The sequence below is a fragment of the Chitinophaga sp. genome (assembly GCF_036566945.1).
In the GTDB taxonomy this organism is placed as follows: Bacteria; Bacteroidota; Bacteroidia; order Chitinophagales; family Chitinophagaceae; genus Chitinophaga.
Map to the genome: position 1 here is coordinate 1 of NZ_DATCVJ010000535.1, position 21273 is coordinate 21273.

At 44.9% G+C, this 21273-nt stretch carries 20 protein-coding genes; 13 read left to right on the plus strand and 7 right to left on the minus strand.

The features are described 5' to 3' along the window. The 3 genes from VIP81_RS16320 to VIP81_RS16330 form a co-directional block, all read left to right on the plus strand. The coding region (locus VIP81_RS16320) for a TonB-dependent siderophore receptor (protein WP_331962952.1) at window positions 1-1113 on the plus strand (1113 nt) is incomplete at its 5' end. A 199-nt stretch (window positions 1114-1312) separates the two neighbouring features. Next, on the plus strand, window positions 1313-1765 hold the full coding sequence (locus tag VIP81_RS16325) for a MarR family winged helix-turn-helix transcriptional regulator (RefSeq protein WP_331962955.1): 453 nt from the start codon (window positions 1313-1315) through the stop codon (window positions 1763-1765). 78 nt (window positions 1766-1843) lie between these two features. Beyond that, window positions 1844-2431: a YceI family protein gene (locus VIP81_RS16330; protein ID WP_331962958.1), complete on the plus strand. Its 588-nt coding sequence runs from the start codon at window positions 1844-1846 to the stop codon at window positions 2429-2431. Window positions 2432-2492: 61 nt separating this feature from the next. Here the strand turns inward: VIP81_RS16330 and VIP81_RS16335 are convergent, their stop codons facing one another. The 4 genes from VIP81_RS16335 to VIP81_RS16350 form a co-directional block, all read right to left on the minus strand. Continuing rightward, entirely contained in the window at window positions 2493-3041 is a 549-nt protein-coding gene (locus VIP81_RS16335; RefSeq protein ID WP_331962961.1) for a hypothetical protein, read from the minus strand. Continuing rightward, window positions 3038-3541: a hypothetical protein gene (locus VIP81_RS16340; RefSeq protein ID WP_331962964.1), complete on the minus strand. Its 504-nt coding sequence runs from the start codon at window positions 3539-3541 to the stop codon at window positions 3038-3040. The genes VIP81_RS16335 and VIP81_RS16340 overlap by 4 nt, the downstream gene beginning before the upstream one ends. 63 nt (window positions 3542-3604) lie before the next feature. Beyond that, a complete protein-coding gene (locus tag VIP81_RS16345) occupies window positions 3605-4888 on the minus strand; it encodes a DEAD/DEAH box helicase (protein ID WP_331962967.1) in 1284 nt (427 codons plus the stop codon). Between the two features lie 146 nt (window positions 4889-5034). Beyond that, entirely contained in the window at window positions 5035-5559 is a 525-nt protein-coding gene (locus VIP81_RS16350; protein WP_331962970.1) for a YceI family protein, read from the minus strand. A gap of 171 nt (window positions 5560-5730) precedes the next feature. On the opposite strand from VIP81_RS16350, the gene VIP81_RS16355 reads away from it, so the two are divergent. Further along, a complete protein-coding gene (locus VIP81_RS16355) occupies window positions 5731-6486 on the plus strand; it encodes a DUF4184 family protein (protein WP_331962973.1) in 756 nt (251 codons plus the stop codon). Here the strand turns inward: VIP81_RS16355 and VIP81_RS16360 are convergent. Beyond that, on the minus strand, window positions 6462-7136 hold the full coding sequence (locus VIP81_RS16360; RefSeq protein ID WP_331962976.1) for a hypothetical protein: 675 nt from the start codon (window positions 7134-7136) through the stop codon (window positions 6462-6464). The two genes, VIP81_RS16355 and VIP81_RS16360, sit on opposite strands and share 25 nt — an antisense overlap. A gap of 36 nt (window positions 7137-7172) precedes the next feature. Here VIP81_RS16360 and VIP81_RS16365 point away from each other — a divergent pair, with 36 nt between their 5' ends. The 5 genes from VIP81_RS16365 (at window position 7173) to VIP81_RS16385 (ending at window position 10602) form a co-directional block, all read left to right on the plus strand. Continuing rightward, the gene (locus tag VIP81_RS16365) at window positions 7173-7703 is read left to right on the plus strand and encodes a DUF1697 domain-containing protein (protein ID WP_331962979.1); all 531 of its coding nucleotides are present in this window, start codon (window positions 7173-7175) and stop codon (window positions 7701-7703) included. Window positions 7704-7765: 62 nt separating this feature from the next. Then, a complete protein-coding gene (locus VIP81_RS16370) occupies window positions 7766-8236 on the plus strand; it encodes a sigma-70 family RNA polymerase sigma factor (protein ID WP_331962982.1) in 471 nt (156 codons plus the stop codon). Window positions 8237-8238: 2 nt separating this feature from the next. After that, window positions 8239-8778: a hypothetical protein gene (locus tag VIP81_RS16375; RefSeq protein WP_331962985.1), complete on the plus strand. Its 540-nt coding sequence runs from the start codon at window positions 8239-8241 to the stop codon at window positions 8776-8778. 94 nt (window positions 8779-8872) lie between these two features. Then, window positions 8873-9919 carry a sensor histidine kinase gene (locus tag VIP81_RS16380; RefSeq protein WP_331962988.1) on the plus strand — a complete coding sequence of 349 codons (1047 nt, stop codon included), beginning with the start codon at window positions 8873-8875 and terminating at the stop codon, window positions 9917-9919. Window positions 9920-9924: 5 nt separating this feature from the next. Beyond that, complete coding sequence (locus VIP81_RS16385) at window positions 9925-10602, plus strand: LytTR family DNA-binding domain-containing protein (RefSeq protein WP_331963008.1); 678 nt, start codon at window positions 9925-9927, stop codon at window positions 10600-10602. On the opposite strand, the gene VIP81_RS16390 is transcribed toward VIP81_RS16385, so the two are convergent. Further along, on the minus strand, window positions 10603-11052 hold the full coding sequence (locus VIP81_RS16390; RefSeq protein WP_331963011.1) for a DinB family protein: 450 nt from the start codon (window positions 11050-11052) through the stop codon (window positions 10603-10605). An 86-nt stretch (window positions 11053-11138) separates the two neighbouring features. Here VIP81_RS16390 and VIP81_RS16395 point away from each other — a divergent pair, with 86 nt between their 5' ends. Beyond that, window positions 11139-15197, plus strand: a complete 4059-nt coding sequence (locus VIP81_RS16395; protein WP_331963014.1) for a hybrid sensor histidine kinase/response regulator — start codon at window positions 11139-11141, stop codon at window positions 15195-15197. Here VIP81_RS16395 and VIP81_RS16400 read toward each other — a convergent pair. Continuing rightward, window positions 15194-15358, minus strand: a complete 165-nt coding sequence (locus VIP81_RS16400) for a hypothetical protein (protein ID WP_331963017.1) — start codon at window positions 15356-15358, stop codon at window positions 15194-15196. The genes VIP81_RS16395 and VIP81_RS16400 overlap by 4 nt on opposite strands. A 182-nt stretch (window positions 15359-15540) precedes the next feature. Between VIP81_RS16400 and VIP81_RS16405 the strand changes: the two genes are divergently transcribed. From VIP81_RS16405 to VIP81_RS16415, 3 genes are all read left to right on the plus strand, one after another. Beyond that, window positions 15541-18663 (plus strand): TonB-dependent receptor, encoded by a 3123-nt coding sequence (locus VIP81_RS16405; RefSeq protein WP_331963047.1) that lies wholly within the window; start codon window positions 15541-15543, stop codon window positions 18661-18663. A gap of 18 nt (window positions 18664-18681) precedes the next feature. Then, window positions 18682-20355, plus strand: coding sequence for a RagB/SusD family nutrient uptake outer membrane protein (locus tag VIP81_RS16410; RefSeq protein ID WP_331963052.1), 1674 nt, complete (start codon window positions 18682-18684; stop codon window positions 20353-20355). A gap of 181 nt (window positions 20356-20536) precedes the next feature. Next, window positions 20537-21273, plus strand: a 737-nt coding sequence (locus VIP81_RS16415; protein ID WP_331963058.1) for a glycoside hydrolase, incomplete at its 3' end; no start/stop codon positions are given.

The window sequence follows — 21273 nt, forward strand, 5'->3', positions numbered from 1 at the left end:
AATTTCACGGGTGACTTTCAGATAGGTAGTTTACGTAACCGCATGGTGGTAGGGCTGGATTACCTCAATCAGATCTCCAACCTCCGGTATATCAATCCGGCACGTGGTACTGCCGTATTTGATACCATACCTACCACAGGGAAGATTCCTGCTTATTATAATTTCAATAATGATAACGTCAACAACCTGTATCAAACACAGTCAAAGGCTTTCACTTACAATTACACCCGCTATAATATCTATAGTGTGTATGTATCCGATGTACTGAACCTAATGTCCAACCTGATGGTGATGGCCAGTATCAGGATGGATCATTTCAACAACCAACCGGTCCATAATCCCGTGGACGACAAATCCACTTTGGGATTTGATCAAACTACTTTTTCGCCCAAGTTCGGCATCGTATACCAGGTAGTGAAAGATAAAGTGGCTTTATTTGGTAACTATATGAATGGGTTTACGAATCCAGGCTATAAGCCTACCGTTAACGAAACAGGGGGATTGACGAACAAGCTGTTTAAATCAGAGCAGGCCAATCAATGGGAAACCGGTGTAAAACTGGATGTATGGGATGGCAGGTTAAGCAGTACGCTCAGCTACTACGATATAGAAGTGAAAAACAAGGTGATTCCCGGCACTATACCGGGTTCGTCTGTTCAGGGTGGCACGCAGCGCAGCAAAGGGTTTGAGGCAGAAGTAAATGCCAATCCTTTTACCGGATTCAATATTGTGGCAGGCTATGCCTACAATGACTGCAAATGGAAAAATGCTGCTCCTATTTACGCAGGCAGAAGACCTACCAGTACAGGTCCGATGAATGCGGCTAACCTGTGGCTCAGCTATACGCTTACCAGCACTAATGCAAAAGGCCTGGGTATTGGCTTTGGTGGTAATTACGCCGGTGATAATATGGTCATCAATAACACCGTTAATGGTGTATTTACTTTACCAGCCTATACGGTGTTGAATGCAGCGGTGTATTACAACCAGGCCAAATACCGTATAGCCATTAACGTTAATAACCTGACCAACCGCGAGTACTGGACTGGCTTTACCACGGCAGATCCGCAGATGCTAAGACAGGTAACCGGCACGGTGGCTTATAAATTTTAATTTTCCAGGAAAGGAGTATAACAAAGTGCGGGGAGCGGAAGTTTCCCGCACTTTGCATTTAAAAACCGATCCCCATTCGGTGCCCTGTGGCTATTTCCGGGGATTATAAATGCTATCCTGCTTAAATTTCTCCCGAAAATTTGGTAAAATGAAAAATACACCTACCTTTGTTGTATAAACAACAGTTGTAATTGTAATTATGAAACTGGAAGAAGAACTGAAGCAGACCAGGTTCAAGGACGAATACCAACGAGCCATGCTGAACATCATATTTACCGGTAGCTGGCTGGAAGTGGGTACTTCTCAGGTGCTGAAGCAATACGACTTATCGAGTCAGCAATTCAATGTATTACGGATACTTCGCGGAAGTGCGCCGAAAGCATTAAACCTGCTGGACATACAGGAGCGTATGATGGATAAGATGAGTAATGCCACGCGGCTAGTGGAGAAGCTGCGCCAGAAGGGCCTGCTCACGAGGGAGCAATGCGATTCCAATCGCCGTAAAGTAGAAATTGAGATTACCGATAAAGGACTGGCATTATTAAAAGAACTGGATCCTGTGATGGACAAAAATCATAAGGAATTGGCGAAGAAGCTCACGAAAAACGAAGCGGCTATACTCAATGACTTGCTGGATAAACTCCGGGATTGATTTTTTTTGCATAAACAGTTGTATATACAATAAAAGTACAAACACAAACAAACAATACTAAAATTCAATAAAAACATCATGAAAAAAGGTTTCTTTTTCACCACCCTCCTGGTTTTAGCCAGCATCGTTACTTTTGCACAGGTAAAATGGAATGCAGACCCCGCACATAGCAGCATCATCTTCGGTGTAAAACACTTAGGTTTAAGTTATGTACAAGGCCATTTCACTAAATTCAGTGGCACCATTGAAACAGCCGACAGCACTAACTTTCAGCAAGCAAAAATTGATTTCACGGTAGATGCATCCAGCATTTCTACAGGTGTTGATCAACGTGACGGTCACCTGAAAACAGACGATTTCTTTAACGTAGCGGAATATCCTGCTATCACCCTGAAGAGCGTTTCCCTGAAAAAAGTAGCTGGTGACAAATATGTATTGCTGGCAGATCTGACCATCCGTAACACTACAAAACGTGTAACCTTCGACGTTACTTACAATGGTGTTATTAAAGATCCATGGGGATTGAGAAGAGCTGGTTTCACCGCAAAAACTACCATCAACCGTCTTGATTACGGTGTGAAATATGCAGACAAATTACCTTCTGGTGTATACGCAGTAGCACCTACTGTTGATATTACCGTGAATATAGAAGCCGTTAAGCAATAGTTACAGATTATAACGAGTGGTTTGAGTGCGGTCCCGGTGTAAGCCGGGACCGTTTTTAAATTTATAACGCTAAGCGATCATCTGTTTTAATCTGGACAGTTAATTTATTCTGCACAAATTGTTTTTCACTTTTCCGGATAGATCTATCTGTTTTGATGAAATGTGCCCGTTTTTTCTCCACCAACCTATACCAGTAATCTGCAGGAATTGCACGATTTGAGTGCAATTCTAACCTTACAGAAACATAGTCAGGGGGATCCCGTTTGAGATTAATCAGCTGACTCAACAAAGTTTCATCAATACTTATCTCATCCGCAAAAACTTTCCTTTTCTTTTCCAACAGGCTAACATACTCACTCAAAAAATACCCAAAAGATAGTTTGGGATTATAAGTATCCCCATTTATGTAATCTTCCAGCTGAAATCTGAGACTCAGTAAACCGCTAATCAGCTTATCCTTTTCCGACGCAGCTGACCTACTTTTGCTGCGCGCCAATGCCAATTGTGCTGCGGCTTCTTTTTGCTGCTTCTTCGAGAGTTTAACAGGAAAAATAAAAGATTCCACCAGTTCATCAGCTGTATATTCATTCTTTAACTTCTTGCTGCTCATATAGTATATTTTGCGACGACCCTATTTAATGCATCCAGTTCAAGATAAAGTTGCCATCCACCATCTATCATTCCGTATTTCTTAATATAGTGATTTCTTAATGCGGTTTTAGGCACCAAAGAAATACAGGCATACTGCCCATACTTTGCCAAAGCGGTTCTGCCCGCAAAGGCGATCATACACCCTGCAATGCCTTCATAAAGTCCGTTTCTCCCCATATTTTGCTTAGAAACTTCCAATAACTTCATCTCGATCCTTTCTTCTGCCGGATGATGTTGCAAACAGATTAACCCGAGAATATGATGCTCGGCATATAATGTCAATTTATAAACTTCTTCGTTCTTTAATTCTTTCTTCCAATCAAAGGAAAACCGCTCCGCAGTTATTTGCACAAAATCTTCTTTTTCAACTAATTGAATTAAGACTTCTTTAGATATACCTGACGATTTCTCTGTAATCTTCATTCTTGAAATTACAAAAAAGTTGGCAAAAACTGCCAAGTTTTTTGTAAAAAAAAATGGCCGCTCCATCCGGAACAGCCATCCTATATCTTTCGCCCCTGCTTACTTCTTCTTCGCTTTCTTTTTCACATTAGCAGCGGCTCTTTTCTTCACTTTTTTCTCTACTTCTGCCATTTCTTTGTTATGCTCATCCAGCAGTAACTGCCAGTTGTCATTCGGAATATCTTCGGAGAAGCTGATGGTTTCGCGGTAATCGTCTTTATTGATCTTCATTTCGGTAATGGGCTTACCGAGGAATTGCTGAATTTCGTCGAGAATAGGTTTTTCTTCTGTGGCGCAGAAGGAAACGGCCTGTCCTTTCTGTACACCACGGCCGGTACGACCTACACGGTGCACATAGTTTTCGGGTACATCGGGCAAATCATAGTTTACTACGTAGTCTACGTTGGGAATATCAATACCACGTGCATTTACATCGGTGGTAACCAATACTTTGACTTCGCCTTTCTTGAAGATGTCCATTACACCGAGGCGATCGTCCTGTTCTTTACCACCGTGCATGGTCAGGGATTTGATGCCAATACGTGCCATGGCAGCCATTACACGCTCTGCACGTACTTTGGTGCGTACAAAAACGAGGATTTTGCTTTCCGGAAATTCTTTGATCAGTCTTTCCAGGAAAAAGCGTTTATCATCCATTTCCACATAAGCTACGGCATGGCTCACATTTTTAGCCACCGGGTCTTTGGGAGATATTTGTATGCGGATTGGATTATTTACCACGGAATAGGCCAGGTCCTTAATGTCTTTGTTCAGCGTAGCTGAGAAGAACAGGGTCTGGTGTTCGCGGGGAATATGTTTGATGACGTCGCGGATATCGCGGATAAAGCCCAGGTCCAGCATGTGATCGGCCTCATCGAGTACGAGGGTTTTCACCTGGCTCAGGTCTATATGTCCCTGATTGATCTGGTCAAACATGCGGCCGGGGGTGGCGATGAGTACATCCACGCCTTTTTCCAGCACTTTGATCTGCGGGCCCTGTTCTACACCGCCTACCAGGGCGAGTATACTAAGTTCGGTGTATTGTGCGATGGCCTGAAATACTTCTGCAATCTGGATGGCCAGTTCGCGGGTAGGTACCATTACCAGGCATTTCACTTCGTATTTGGCCTTCCGGTATTTGCGGTCCTGTTGTTGAAGCCGGTGCAGGATGGGGATGGCAAAAGCGGCAGTTTTGCCGGTTCCTGTCTGTGCGATGGCCATTACATCATCTCCGTTGAGGATAGATGGTATTGCCTTAAACTGTATATCTGTGGGCTTTTTAAAGCCCATTTCCTCTAAACTGTCCTTTATTTCAGCAGAGATATTGTATTGTTCAAATTTCATGTGATGCCGTTAGAAGGCACAAAGATAGCATAAAGCACCTGAAAGGGCGCTAAAGGCATCAAGCACAAAGCATAAAGCTCCTGAAAGGGAGATAACAGTGCTATCTCTCCTTCAGGAGACGTATGCTTAATGCATTTAGCAGAATGCTATTGTTTAATCAGTTGTATTTCCATATTCAACTTCACCTCATCGCTGAGTACAATGCCGCCGGCTTCCGTGGTGGCATTCCAGCGCAGGCCGTAGTCTGCGCGGTGAAGACGCCCTTTGAGGGCAAAACCTGCCTTGGTTTGTCCATAAGGGTCTACTGTTACGCCAGCATGTACTACATCCAGTTCTATCGGATGTGTTTCGCCCTTAATGGTCAGGTCTCCGAGTAATTTGTATTGCTCGTCATCAATCTTTTTTACTTTTTTGGAGACGAAGCTAATTTTAGGATGGTTGGAGGAATCGAAAAAGTCGCCGTTTTTCAAATGTTCATCCCTTTGCCTGTTCTGCGTGTCAATACTATCTGCCGCTGCTTCGAAGGTGATCGTTGCATCATGAAAATCCTCACTGTTAGTCTGAATACTTCCGGTAAAACGCGTAAAATATCCACTCACATTTGTAATCATGAGATGTTTAACTTTGAATCCGATTTCGCTGTGTGATTCATCAATTTTCCAGTTTGTCATAGCACATTGTTTTTTATGTCTTCAAAGACCTAATAAAAATACATGTTATCACAAGAGAAACCTTGGACATTTTACCGGAAATGATGGACGATTATAACATTAACATTTCGTTATAATAACTGTGTTATTTATTATAAATAAATTAAATTTATACCCAATAACCAGAAGAAGATGCCATTTACGATATCACATGCAGCTATAGTTGTTCCCTTTTCAAACACCTCCCGCAAATACCTCTCCGCTACCGGTTTAATCATTGGTAGTATGGTACCGGACTTTCTATACTTTATTTTTCTCAATCCCTATTTCAACGGGGGGCATCTGTGGTGGGGCGTTTTCGTATATGATATTCCGTTAGCGTTACTGCTGGCCTACCTGTATCACAATGTAGTAAAACCAGTACTGTTGCCGTATCTGCCGGAATGGATGGGTGGCAGGTTACAGCTATTCCGGTCTTTCAACTGGAATAATTATTTCCGGCAACATTATGGCGTAGTGCTCTCCTCTATTATCATTGGGATACTGACTCATTTTTTCCTGGATGCCTTTACACACAAAGAGGGCTTTTTTGTTACCTGCTCTTCCTTCCTGCAACGGGATGTTCAGATAGGGCAGCACCCCATGAAGATGTGGTACCTGATGCAATACCTCAGCTCTATAGCAGGGTTGTTGATCCTGTTTTACTTCTTCCTAAAAATACCTTTGGTAAAAAACAGTCCAACGGTCAGCCCCCTACGAAAAGTTGGATTCTGGGTAGCCGTGGTGCTGCTGAGCGTTGTGGTATTGCTGGTTAATGAATACTTCCATCATATCAATTGCAAAGGCATGGACTACCTCGCCACCGCGTTGGGCGGCGTTTTCTATGGATTACTCTTCACCCTGCTGTTGTTCAGAAGCGGCACCTATTCATCACGGTCCGTCCGATAACACCATTCCATGTGTAGCGTATTCAGTATTTCGTTATAGCGGGCTTCGTTATTGGTACCCATATAAACACCGTTGATGGTACCATCCTGCTCTGTGGTCAACACCAGGATATCTTCATAATCATTGGTAAAGAAGCGCAGAAGCTGATTGGAAACACCTTTTTGTTCGGCCCAGTTGCTGGTAATTACAGTAATATGCTGTGGGGTAAGGTCTTCTTCCAGATCCGTAAAAGCAGTGTGGGTCAGTCCGCCCAGCGCACCATTCCACCACGCCATAGATAGCAGGAAATGTTCGGTAGTATCGGCATCAGTGAACCATTCTTTTCTGGCGCTGTCGTAGGTGCCATATACTGCAGGGTTATCCTGTTGTAAGTCGGCCTTTGCTATTCCCCATAATACCACCGCCTGATTTTCTTCATAAAAAACCAGGTGTTCATCTTCCGTAAATCCTATTTCACCGAAGGAGGTTAAACGGTTAAAGCTATCGTTCACTGCTTTGTTATTACCCAGTGAGAGATAATATTGCCGCAGGGATGCTGGTAATTGAATCTGTAACCGGGCTTCCAGCGCCGCTACCATGGCCTCCGGATAACCATGATTGGCATCTTCGGCTAAGTTGTATAATTTGTGTATGATTGCTAAGTAGTGCATGATAAAACAAACTTACAAAGTAAAGTCGAAAACCTTATGACCAAATACGTCGCTTTTCTCAGGGCGGTGAACGTAGGCAAGCGAACCGTTAAAATGGAAAGCCTGCGTGAACTGCTGGACACCGCCGGCTTTAAAAATGTAACGACTTATATTCAAAGTGGCAATGTGATGTTTGCATCCGGCAGTGGGAATGCGGCCTCGCTGTCCGATAAAATAGAAAAGCTGTTGCTTAAAAACTATGGGTTTGAAATCCCCACTATTATCAGGTCTGTGACGGCACTGGAAGCCGTGGTAAAACATACACCATTCCCCGGTATTGTGCCGGATAAGTCGCTACAGGTATATGTATCCTTTCTTTCCGGGCCGGTAGGACCGCATGGCCCTGCCGTGATCGCCTCGCTGCAGTCAGCCGCAGAAACCCTGCATATGACCGACACAGAAGTATATACCCTTGTCAAAAAAGACCTGGTACCCAAAGGGCTGGATATCATTGCCCAGCTGGAAAAGAAGCTCGGTATCCCCTGCACTACCCGTAACTGGGCGACGGTGAATAAAGTGATCTGGTAATTTTTTGGGGCACCTGTAAGTTTTCACGCCCCGGCTGCAACTAATCACCTAAAGCAATATTCATGGAGCAACCGGCATTCCTCGCCACTATACAGCAGCACCAGGGCATCTTACATAAGCTTTGCCGCCTGTACCGGGATAACCCGGAAGACCGGGAAGATCTTTTCCAGGAAATGATCTTCCAACTATGGAAGTCGTTTCCTTCCTTTGAAGGGAATGCCAAAATCAGCACGTGGATTTACCGGATTGCGTTGAATACCGCGCTGGCAGGTTTCCGCAAACGAAGTATCCCGGTTACGTATACCGATACCTTTCCGGATATACCCACTACTGAAAACAATACCACCCTGCAACAGGATCAACTATTTGCCGCGCTGAAACAACTTTCTGACGCAGATAAGGCTATCATCGCCTTATATCTCGAAGACATGAGTTACCAGGAAATTGCCAGCATCGTGGGCATCGACGAAAATTATGTAGGTGTAAAACTTAACAGGATTAAAACCAGGATCAAAAACATTTTAAACTTATAAACATGGACCCTTTAAAAGCAGCCTGGGATAATACGCCCACACCATCGAGAAACACAGCAGAAATCGCCGCCATCATAGACCAACAGGCATCGCCTGTAATGAGAGGGATCAGGAAACAACTGATCATAGAACTACTGGGATATACGGCGTTCCTGGTGGTATACTATGATTTTTTTGATGGAGATAAAAAACCATTTTATCTCAATGCCCTACTGGTTATTTCTCTATTATTCCTGCTGGCGTATAACGTAGCCGGCTACACGCTGGCAAAAAATCCTTCTATGGGAAATAGTTTGCTGGAGAGTATGCAACGGCAGCTACAACGCCTCAAACGATATGCACTTGTTTCCGTTTCCTCCAGGATATTAGCCTTCGCGGGCATCTTTACCTTCTTCCTGGCGGGCATCCACTGGAATAGCAGCAAATATGCCGCAATAGGAGTTATCATTCTCGGGATAATAGTACAGCAGTTTTTCCTTCGAAGAATATGGATGGGCAGAATTAAAAGACTCAGCGACACTATCGCAGGGTTAAAGGGATAAATATTCGTCCGCCGATTTTCCTTGTCTGTCATCTTTTATGAAAGGTTGGACCTATTGATTTATCTTGTTTGGGATACTTGCGGAAATTTGATTTATGAAAACGAATGAATCCACACTAACGACTACATGGAAAACGACGCCCGGTAGTTGGCTACTTACCTTGCTTATCGCAGAGAAATGGTGGCTGCATGTTATGTTTGTGCTAAGCTCATGGACATTTGTGACACTGGCGATCTACTTTTATACAGGGCATACCCGTGCAGGCTGGAGCGGTTCCATCCCCCAATTAATCATGTGTATATATTTGGGGAAAACCTTAGGCGAAGTTTTGCTACTCCGAAAATTGGGCATTTTTGTGCTTGGATTCCTTTCCATGTGGATGCTAGCGTCGCTATCCGGCCTCATGATGCTTGACCATTATGACCACCTGTTTCATGATTCGCTATTATTATCCCTCATCGCGGTTTCGCCTGTTCCTTTCGTAGCATTGAGCCTGGGTATTTTTCTAAAATTGATCCGGCATACGGTCCGCCAGCAATATACCGAATCCACGCAGCGCCAAAGTGAATTAGACCTGTTGCTATCGCAACTCAGTCCACACTTTTTGTTTAATACACTTAATAATCTCTACGGCCTTTCGCTTACGCAGAGCCAGCGCATGCCGGAACTGATCCTTAAATTATCGGATCTATTGCGCTATTCGGTGTATGATGCCCGGCAAACTTTTGTGCCTTTAAAATCGGAGTTAGCATATATTAACAATTACATAGAACTGGCCACCACCAGCGTTGGCGACAGGTTGGTACTCACTACGAACATGCCGGTGGTAAATGATCCGTCTGTGCGGATAGCGCCTATGTTACTGATTGTATTTATTGAAAATGCATTTAAACATTCGCAGAACTCAACGGCTGCTAACATTTATATTAACATCCGATTGGAAGTTTCTGACAAACGTATACTCTTTAACATTAGTAACTCCTATAATGAGGATGCAACAGATACCATCACAGAAAATAGTGGTGTAGGCATTGCCAATAGTATAAAGCGACTGCAACTATTATATGAGAATGCGTATGAATACCGGTATGAGAAAAGTGACCGATTGTATACCGCTACCTTAATACTACACCTGAAATAGTGATCATGATTAGTTGTCTTATTATTGACGATGCACCTATTGCCCGGGAAATAGTGGCTGCTTACTGCAGCCACCTGCCCTTTCTCCATATCGCAGGCTCCTGCAGCAATGCACTGGAAGCCAAAACGATCCTACAAACCACGCCCATAGATCTTTTATTCCTGGACATTAATATGCCGGTACTAAATGGCATCAGTTTCCTAAAAACATTAAAACAGGTACCAGCTATCATTTTTACCACGGCTTATAAGGAATATGCAACGGATGCTTTTGACCTGTCGGCGTGCGACTATCTCGTAAAGCCGTTTTCGCTGGAACGATTTATTGTAGCGGTAGACAAGGTCAAAGAAAAAATACAGCCGGCAATAGGGACTGATCCGTATTCTTTTCTAAAAGCAGATGGTAAAATTTACAAACTACCGCATGAAGATATTTTATTTGCAGAAGCGAAAGGAAATTATACAAAAGTGGTATGCACTCAACAGGTGATTATTCCCAACCTCTCGTTTTCCGCTTTGGAAGCGATGTTGCCCACTACTACTTTCATCCGGACCCATCGTTCGTTTCTTATCAACAAAACGAATATTACGCACATACAAGGTAATTGCGTTTACATACAGAAGCACGAAATTCCGATCGGGAACAATTACAAAGATGCCTTGTTCAAACAATTGGGCCTGTGATTAATAAGCGCCCAGTATTTGTTTGAGATGATGTTCCATATGATGCAGATAATCTTCTATCAAAAACTGTAACGGCAACACGGTACCATCTCCATACTTGCAGCATTTTAGCAGGTCATCTTCCGAAATAACGACCATGACAGCAGCCAGATGGCGGTTATACGTTTCCCATAACAGCAAAATTAGCTGGCGGTCCTGTTGCTGGTATTGTTGTGCACTTACCCAGGCATCTCCGTCGTAGGCGATTGTGGGTACATTTTCTACCCGACCTCTCACAAACCGTTGGTGGTTGTTGGCGGCTGAATCGACGAGGTGACCAAGGATTTCTTTTTTAGACCATTTACCTGGTGCCGGCTTCACCGTAAAATCAGCATCTGCTATGGAGCGGATGCGGCCTGGAATAATATCACACAGATTCAATAATCGTTGCGCAACGTGCTGCACTGCCATGGAAATCTCTTTTCACCAAATTTAGATTTTTATAATTAAAAAAACGCGTGCTTTTCAATAGCTTTATAAAGCGTTAAAATAAGCCTATGCACGAGGTGAGGAAAATTTGTTTTGTTATACTGGGGATGATCATCTTCACAAAAAATATTTTTGCTACCGGTTATCCTGTCAAATACCTGGGTATAGAAGACGGCTTATCCAACAATGCAGTGACCAGCGTATACCAGGACCACAAAGGTTTTATGTGGTTTGGCACTTATGATGGATTGAACCGTTACGATGGTTACAAGTTTAAAATTTACCGCAATAAAATTGGCGACAGCACCTCGCTGGTAGACAATGTTATTTATGCATTGGCAGATGATAACCAGCACCAGCTCTGGGTGGGCGGGCGCAGAGGGGTATCTGTTTTTAATCCTGCGAATGAGCAGTTCACCATGCCCAGCTATTTGCCAGCCAATAGCAAAACAGCCCGGAAGGTGAATGGCAACATACACATTATCAAATCTGACGACAGCGGCATTTTATTAATCGGTACAGAAAAAGACGGATTACTTTTATTCAACAACAGTACGGCTACCGGACGGCAGATCCCGTTAAACAACCACCGTTCGGGCATTACAGACTATGAGGTGACCGCCATTGAATTTGCAGGAAAATGGGTTTGGGTATTTGTGCAAGGTGTAGGCTTGTGTAAATATGATATAGCACGGCAGCAGTTGGATATTATTTGCAGAGATATCACCCGCGGCAATTGCTTAATGGCAGACAAATCCGGCAACATATGGCTGGGAACAGATACAGGCGTTGTCCGTTATATTCCTGCTACCGGAAAATATGCAGGCAACGCACTCCCGGAAAATAGTAAAATAGTGAACCTGTATACCGACAGGGAAGGAACGATCTGGAGTGCCTCCGATGGAAACGGTATTTACCTGATGGCAGCTACCGACTCCCTGGCAAAGCCTTTCACGTCACCTGGCAGCAAACAACAGCTTAGCAGTAATGCGGTATATTCTATTTATGAAGACAGGGAAGGCCGCAAATGGATCGGCACTTTACGCGGCGGCATCAATATCATCACACCAAAGCACAATCCGTTTGAATTAAATGTGCTGAATAAAAATGCCGATGCCCGCGCTATCGACAACTTTATTTTTTCCTTTTGTGAAGATGCCCACCATAATATCTGGATAGGTACAGATGGCGGCGGCCTCAAATACTGGAACCGGGAAAACAATACCTGGACCTCCTTTCAACATGCCCCCTCCGGTAAATCCGGTATCAGCAGTAATTTTATTACGAGCATCGTTGCCGACCGTCAGCATGACATTTGGATGTCGACCTGGTTTGGGGGCGTAAACAGGTATTCCGCTGCCAGCGGTACTTTTGAACAGTATGTTTGTTTTAATCCCTATACACGCAGCGCCGAAAACAATGTATGGATCGTGTATGAAGACGCGCAGCAGGAACTTTGGGCCAGCACCACCAACAACGGTACTTTATACCGCCTGAACCGGCAGCAAAACAGGTTTGATCTTTTCGACAGCAGCCTGGTAAATATGCAATGCCTTGCAGAAGACAGAGACGGTAATTTTTGGGGAGGTAATTATTCTTCCCTCATCAAAATAGACAGAGCCCGCAAACAACATCAGCGTTTTGATATAGGTTATACCGTAAGATCTATTCATCAGGATCAGCGGGGCATATTTTGGGTAGGCACAGATGGCGGCGGCCTGTTACGCTTTGACCGGAAAACCGGTCAGTATAAACGTTTCACCACCTCCGAAGGACTACCCAGCAATTCCATTTTACGCATGCTGAAAGATAAGGCCGGTAACCTCTGGCTCAGTACCTTCAATGGATTATGCCGGTTCGATCCCGCAAAAAACAGCTTCCGCAATTTTTCAGCCTCCGATGGACTGCAAAGCAATCAATTCAGCTTTAACGCCGCCCTCGAATTGAGTTCCGGAGAATTTATGTTTGGTGGCATCAAGGGCTTTAATATTTTTCACCCCGATAGTGTGTACGCCCAAACCGCCATCCCACCGGTGTTGCTGACGGCGATCAGAATAAATAATACCCCCATCACGCAGCAGGACAACTATGTGACCAAACGAAGTCAGGAAGATGTACGGGAAATTACGGTACCCTATGACAAGGCCACCATTGCCTTTGATTTTGTGGCGCTGGAATATACTTTGCCGGATAAAATCAGTTATGCTTACCGGCTGCAGGGATGGGATAATGACTGGAACTATGTTGGACAGACCAAAACCGCCAACTATACGCACCTGCAGGAAGGCAATTATGTTTTTGAAATAAAAGCCAGCAATGCAGACGGCGTGTGGAGTAATGACATCCACACGGTAAAGCTGACTGTATTGCCTCCCTGGTACAGAACCTGGTGGGCTTACCTGATCTATATCAGCAGCACCCTGGCGGCCATTTACGCCTATATCCGCTACAAATCCAGGGAAGAAAGATTGAAGTATGAAATTAAACTGGCGCACCTGGAAAATGAAAAAGAGAAGGAAGTGAATGAAAAGAGACTGTCTTTCTTCACCAATATCTCCCACGAATTCAGGACACCACTTACCCTGATCATCAACCCGCTGAAAGAGCTGGTGCAAAATAAAGATAACCGGGACCTGAGTATCGTTTACCGCAATGCCAGGCGGCTGCTTAGTCTCGTAGATCAGCTGTTGCTGTTTCGCAAAGCCGACCGCGATGGCGATCAATTGAAAATTTCCAGGCTGGACATGGTGAACCTTTGCCAGGAAGTATACGGCTGTTTTTCCCAGCAGGCTAAAATCAAAAATATAGACTACCAGTTCCTGCATCCGGAAACCACCATTGAAATATACGGCGATAGCGAAAAACTGGAAATTGCCGTATTTAACCTGCTGTCCAACGCATTTAAATTTACACCGGATAATGGCAGCATTATTTTCGAAGTAAGTAGTCCGGCGGATACCGTCATCATCACCATCAAAGACAGTGGCTGTGGTATTGAAGGCAGCGTAGGTAACCGGATTTTTGAAAAATTCCAGCGGGCGCAGGATCACAAAGAATCCCTGCAAACCGGCTTCGGCATAGGGCTATACCTGGTGAAACATTTCATTGATAGTCATCATGGCACCATCAGTTACCAGAGCAAAATAAATGAAGGCAGTGCTTTTCTTATTTCCCTGAAAAAAGGGAACGCCCATTTTGCCGGTACACTGCTATTGGAAAATGCCGGCTATAAATCGGCCCTCCTGGAAGAGCTCACCGCCGCCAATACCCTCGCAGTACCGGAAATACCCATAAACACCAAAGAAATAGAAGGTACTACCACCACCATTACAGAGAAAAAATCTATCCTTCTGATCGATGATCATGATGAAATCCGGCAATACCTGCAGCAACTATTCAAGGACAAGTTCATTGTATATGAGGCGGATAATGGTACCAGCGGCTTTGCAGCTGTGCAGCAATATATGCCCGACCTGGTGATCAGCGATATACAGATGCAGGGCATGGACGGTGTAGAACTATGCGCCAAAATCAAACAAACCGCCACCCTGAGCCATATACCCGTGATTTTACTCACCGGCTCCTCCGCCTCCGATACCCGGCTCAAAGGACTGGAAGGTGGCGCGGACGATTATATCACCAAACCATTCGAGAAAGACTTTCTCCTGGCCAAAGTGCATAACATCATTAAAAACAGGAATCTGCTCCAGCAATATTTCTTTGACCGCATTACCCTCAAAAACAGCAATATCCGGGTGCCGGCAGAATACCAGGATTTCCTGAAAAGATGTATTGAAATTATCGAAGACAACCTGGAAAATGAAGAATTCTCCATTAAAAAGTTCACACTGGAAATAGGCATGAGCCATTCCAGTCTTTATAAAAAGGTAAAATCCATCTCCGGCCAAACGATCAATTCCTTTATCCGTTCTATCCGGCTCCGGAAAGCAGCCGTTTTACTCCTTAAGGAAAACTATACCATCACCCAGGCAGCGATGCAGGTAGGTATTGGTGACATCAAATATTTCCGGGAGCAATTTGTGAAGCTGTTTGGGATGAACCCTTCTGATTATGTAAAAAAATACAAGCACTCGTTCAACCGGGACTTTAATGTTACGGAAAGTTAATTCCGCCATTGCCAGGTACTTACCGGGTATCTCCCAATACCGTGTATTATACCGGAGACAACACTGCTTTCCGGTACTACCACCGGATAATTTGATCGGGGTGAGGAGCCGCCTTTCAAGGCATTCTCCGGTATTTCCGCCATGGCACTCACTCCAGACATGATTCCTCATCAAATTACCCCCTCTTATAATTTACGATTTTACCCCCCTTTTTAAATGATTTACCCCCTCTATGATTGCTGAGGGGGGTAGTACATTGCGACTATCAGGAGGGCTGGGTACGATCACCCTCCCTGCAACCAAAAGCATATTCCACCTTCCAATTCATTAAAATTAATGCGTTATGAAAAAACTTCTATCCGGAACGGACCTCTTATTGTTTGTCCCATTACGGAGACCAACTGTGTTGATCCGTTTGGGTTTTCTTTTACTAATGTTCTTTGCGGTTGATGTACAGGCACAACAAACCACCATTACAGGCAGGGTAATTGCAGACGGAGAGGCCATTCCCGGCGTAACAGTGCGGGTAAAGCTTAAAACAGCCGGTACATTAACCGATGCGGATGGTAAGTTCTCCATTGCAGCGGCCATCGGCGACACCCTGTTATTTAATCACATTGCATATACCGACGAGCGTGTAGCTGTAAAAAGCGCTGCGCCGTTAAAAATAGTGCTCCAGTCACTCAGTAAAAACGTGACGGAGGTAGTGGTAGTTGGTTACGGCACCCAGAAGAAAGCCACCCTCACCGGCTCTATTTCGGTGGTAAAGGGCGCCGACATGGTGCAAAGCCCGCAACCTAACATCTCCAATTCATTGACCGGACGCTTCTCCGGCGTTATTGCCAACAACCGCTCCGGCGAACCAGGATATGATGGCTCCAATATCAGCATTCGCGGACTGGCCACCACCGGTAACAATGATGTGCTGATCGTGGTAGATGGAGTTCCCGGACAAATCGGCGGATTAGAAAGACTGGACCCCAACGATATAGAAAGTGTATCTATCCTGAAAGATGCATCTGCCGCCGTATACGGTAGCAGGGCCGCTAACGGAGTGATGTTGGTGACGACCAAAAGAGGGAAAACCGGTAAGCCGGTTATCAACTACAGCTTTAACCAGGGATTTTCTTCTCCCACCCGTCTGCCTAAAATGGCCGATGCAGCCACTTATGCACAAATTAGAAATGAAATTCAATATTATACCAATCCTGCCGGCGGCATGAACCAGTTTTATACCGATGCCCAACTGCAGAAATTCCGCGATGGGTCCGATCCGATTAACTTTCCCAATACCAACTGGCAGGAAGCTACCCTGAAAAAAACGGCTACGCAAAACCAACATAGCCTGTCGGTAAATGGTGGCGGCGAAAACGTGCGCTACTACATATCGCTTGGTATGCTGGGCCAGAATGGATTGTATAAAAATGGGGTGACCAAATACGATCAGTACAATTTCCGGTCTAATATAGATGCGGATGTGACCAAGCGGTTAAAGGTAAGTTTATACTTATCAGGACGTCAGGAAGACCGGATGTATCCCACTACCGGCGCGGGCGACATCTTCCGCAGTATTTACAGGGCTTACCCTACGGTACTAGACAGATATCCAAACGGATTACCTACTACCGGTATAGAATTAAACAATCCGGTGATGCAGGTAACGGATGCCGGTGGTATTAACCGGAACCCCAGCCAGGTGTTTAACGGCATTCTGAAAGGCTCCTACGCCATTCCGGGTGTGGAAGGATTATCACTGGATGGCTATTTGTCGGCCGATAAATCCTGGAACTTCGGCAAATCGTTTAGTACGCCCTATAAAGAGTATACCTATAATGCTGCCAACAACACCTATACTCCAACAGTAGTAGGTGGTTCCGGCGGGAAGGCTTCACTGGCAGAAGCACAGCGGAATGTGTCTTTGCTGACTACCAACATCAAACTGAATTATGCCCGCCACTTTGGCCAGCATAATGTAAATGCTTTTGTGGGCTATGAGCAAAGTAAAAATATGCTGGATACCCTCAATGCTTCCCGTTTAAATTACCCAACCCCACAAACGCCGGAGCTGTCACAGGGCGGATCTGCTGCTACAGATAAAAATAATTCCGGCAGCAGCTACAATTTTACCCGTAAAAGTTACTTCGGTCGCATTGGGTATGACTATATGGAAAAATACCTGCTGGAAGTACAGGCGCGTGTGGACGGATCTTCTACTTTTCCTCCCGGTAACCAATACGGATTTTTCCCTTCTATGTCTGCCGGCTGGCGTATTTCAAAAGAAGCATTTTTTAAACCGGTTAAGTTTATCAACGACCTGAAATTACGCGGCTCCTATGGATCGCTGGGTAATGATAATGTGGGCCTGTTCCAGTATTTCGATAACTATTCCCTGATAAATCAATATGTACTCAACGGCCAAATTCATTCGGGTATCGATTTAACCAAACTGGCCAACCCATATATTACCTGGGAAATAGCGAAGAAAATGGACCTGGGCTTGAATGCCATTTTCCTGGATCATTTCAACCTGGAAGTTATTTACTTCCAACAGAAACGTTCTAAAATATTGACCCAGCGGAATGCTTCCCTGCCACAAACATCTGGTATTGTAAATCCATATGATGCCACCAAACCACTGGTCCCTGCAGAAAACATAGGTAAAGTCAACAGCAATGGTATCGAAGCCACACTTGGTTATGATAACACCAGCAGCGGCGGCTTCCACTATAATATTTCCGGTAACATGACCTATGCCAAAAATAAGATCATGTTCATTGATGAAGCGTCCGGTATTCCGTCCTATCAGCGTCAAACGGGCGGTCCGATGAACACCTACCTGCTGTACAATGCCATCGGCATTTTCAGAACAGCAGAAGATCTGAATAAATATAAACACCTGTCTGGTGCACAGGTGGGTGACCTGATCTATGAAGATCACAATGGCGATGGTGTGATCAATGCCGATGATGCGGTTAGAACCAAGTATGGCAATATTCCGGAGATCACCTATGGTATCATCTTAAATGGCGATTATAAGGGATTTGATTTATCGATCCTGTTGGCCGGGCAAAGTCATGTAAGTCAGTATGTACTTCCTGAATCTGGCACTATCGGCAACTACTACAGCAGCTGGGCAGATAACCGCTGGAGTCCCAACAACGTTAATGGCAGCTACCCAAGGGTAGACGAGCGCGCTTCTTCTTCTGTTAACGGCGGTCTGTATAATAATACATTCTGGCTGAACAATGCTTCTTTCCTGAGATTAAAGAATATATCACTGGGCTACACCTTCCATTCCGAACTCTTGTCCCGCGCAAAGATTGGCGCGCTCCGGGTATATGCCAATGCATTTAACCTTTTCACCATTACCAAAGTAAAAGACTATGATCCGGAAGGCAACAGTGGCAGCGGACAGTTTTATCCGCAGCAACGGATCATCAATGTTGGTGTAAATGTTAAATTCTAAACCGTAAAAAATCAAGCAATGAAAACGTCTCATTTTATATATAGCGTGGCTTTAGTAGCAGCAGGACTATTCTCTTCCTGCAAAAAGGATTATCTGAACATTACGCCTACTGACCGTGTGTTGGGCAGCGCCGTATTGGCTGATTCTTCCTTATTCGAAAATTATGTGATTAACCGGTACCTGAGTATAAAAATGCAGGACAAAGAAGGAGAAGGCACCAATCCCGGATTTGGCAGAGGATTCGAATATGCACTGTGGAGCTCTATTTCAGACGAATCCATGTATAACAATGATGATAATACCTGGGTGATTCAACAGGGACATGTGGCGCCGGAAAATACCGGTATTGCGGGTACCATTTGGGGTAGAAGCTATCGCGGTATCCGGGAATGCAACTACGCCATCAATAACATTGACAGCGTGGATATGAGTGTGGCCTTACACAAAAGGCTGTTGGCAGAATTACGTTTTATCCGCGCCTACCGCTATCATGACCTGATCCGCAACTATGGCGGCGTGGTAATGATGGGTAATAAAGAGTATAGTTTAAACGATGACCTCACTGATCCGGCTTTATTTCAACGGGCCACGCTACAGGAGTCTATGGATTATGCAATAGCTGAACTAACGGCAGCCGCGGCAGATTTGCCGGTGAGCAATGACGGCACCTGGCAGTCGGGCCGTGCTACACAGGGCGCCGCACTGGCATTGAAAGCACGCTTACTGCTATACGCCGCAAGTCCCTTGTATAAAGTGGGTACCTGGCAGGCAGCGGCTACCGCTGCAAAAGTAGTGATGGACCTGTCCAGATACTCGCTCACAGATGATTACAGCCAGTTGTTCCTGAAAGCAGACAACAGCGAAATTATTTTCGCCCGTCAGTATGCGGTAGGTGCGCGTCACGTATGCCTCGAAATATCTAATGGGGCCAATGGTTACGGCGGATGGGCAGGCAACACGCCCTTGCAGAATATGGTAGACGCCTATGAAATGAACAACGGCAAACTGATTACAGATGCGACTTCCGGCTATGATCCGCAACATCCGTACGCCAACAGAGACGCCCGTTTTTATGCCACGATCCTTTATAACGGCGCACCATACCGGGGTTCTACTGTACAAACATTTTCGCCTGGTGGCAAGGATGGGAAAGACGGTCCTTCTAACTGGAATGCTACCAAAACAGGTTACTATCTCCGTAAATTCATGGATGATAAAAACCCTATTGATAATCCCTGGGATATAGCAGGGTTACAACCCTGGATATATTTGCGCTATGCAGAAGTATTACTGAACTATGCAGAAGCACAGAACGAAGCCGTAGGACCTGATGCCACTGTGTACGATGCTGTTAATAAAATCCGGCAACGTGCCAGTGTAAAGCAGCCTCTATTGACTCCAGGATTATCACAGGCCGACATGCGGACTGCCATACAGCGCGAAAGACAGGTGGAGCTGGCATATGAAGAGCACCGCTTTTATGATGTACGCAGATGGAAAATTGCTAACGTAACAGAAAACGTACCGGCTTATGGTATAGACGTGGCCGTTAGTGCTCCCGGTGTATACACCTATACCCGGAAAGTAGCATTATCCGGCCGCTTATTCAGTGATAAAAACTACTGGCTGCCTATTCCAAGAGCAGACATACTGGCGTCTAATAAAAAGCTGGAGCAGAATCCCGGCTACTAACAACATTTCCGCAGAACATATATAAATCCGCAAAGGAATAAAACAGCAGCTGATGGAGCTAAAATACCGGTCAACAAATTTCGAAAAAAATCAACCTGTATTTTGGTACTTTACAGTCTTACATCAGTGGATGCTTTATTCCTTTGCGGCTTTGCGTGAACCAAACCGCGTTATTATGAACATGAAAAAAACAATTTGCTCACTGCTCCTTTGCGGTGTGCTGCAAACGGCTGTATCGCAAAGCAGTACACCTTTACAGGTTCATATAGACCTACAACATACCGCGCAAACCATTCAAAATTTTGCCGCTTCTGATGCCTGGGCTTGTCAGTTTACCGGCAACTGGCCCGATAGCAAAAGAGAGCAGATGGCCGACTGGCTGTTTAGCCCAGATACCAGCAGCAGCGGGCAACCTAATGGAATAGGTTTATCTATGTGGCGCTTTAATATTGGCGCAGGCAGCGCAGAGCAGGGCGACAGCAGCGGCATTAAAGATGAATGGCGCAGGGCGGAATGCTTTCTGGAAGCAGATCATACTTACAACTGGCAAAAACAGGCAGGACAATTATGGTTTTTACAAGCTGCCAAAGCAAGAGGCGTTACCAATTTCCTGGGATTTCTGAATAGTCCCCCGGTCGCATTTACCACTAATGGAAAAGCATTTGCAGATCATGGCCAGTGCAATCTTGCTCCGGATAAATATAATGCGGTTAGTATTTTTTTGAGAGATGTAATACGCGGCGTACAAAAAAGTACGGGGGTAACGCTCGGCTATATCAGCCCCGTGAACGAGCCGCAATGGGATTGGAGTGACGGTGGACAAGAAGGTTGTCCTTATAACAACGAACAGATTTACGGACTGGCCACATCTATTGCTCAAACATTTGGTGCAGCTCCGCTATCTACCCGCATATTGGT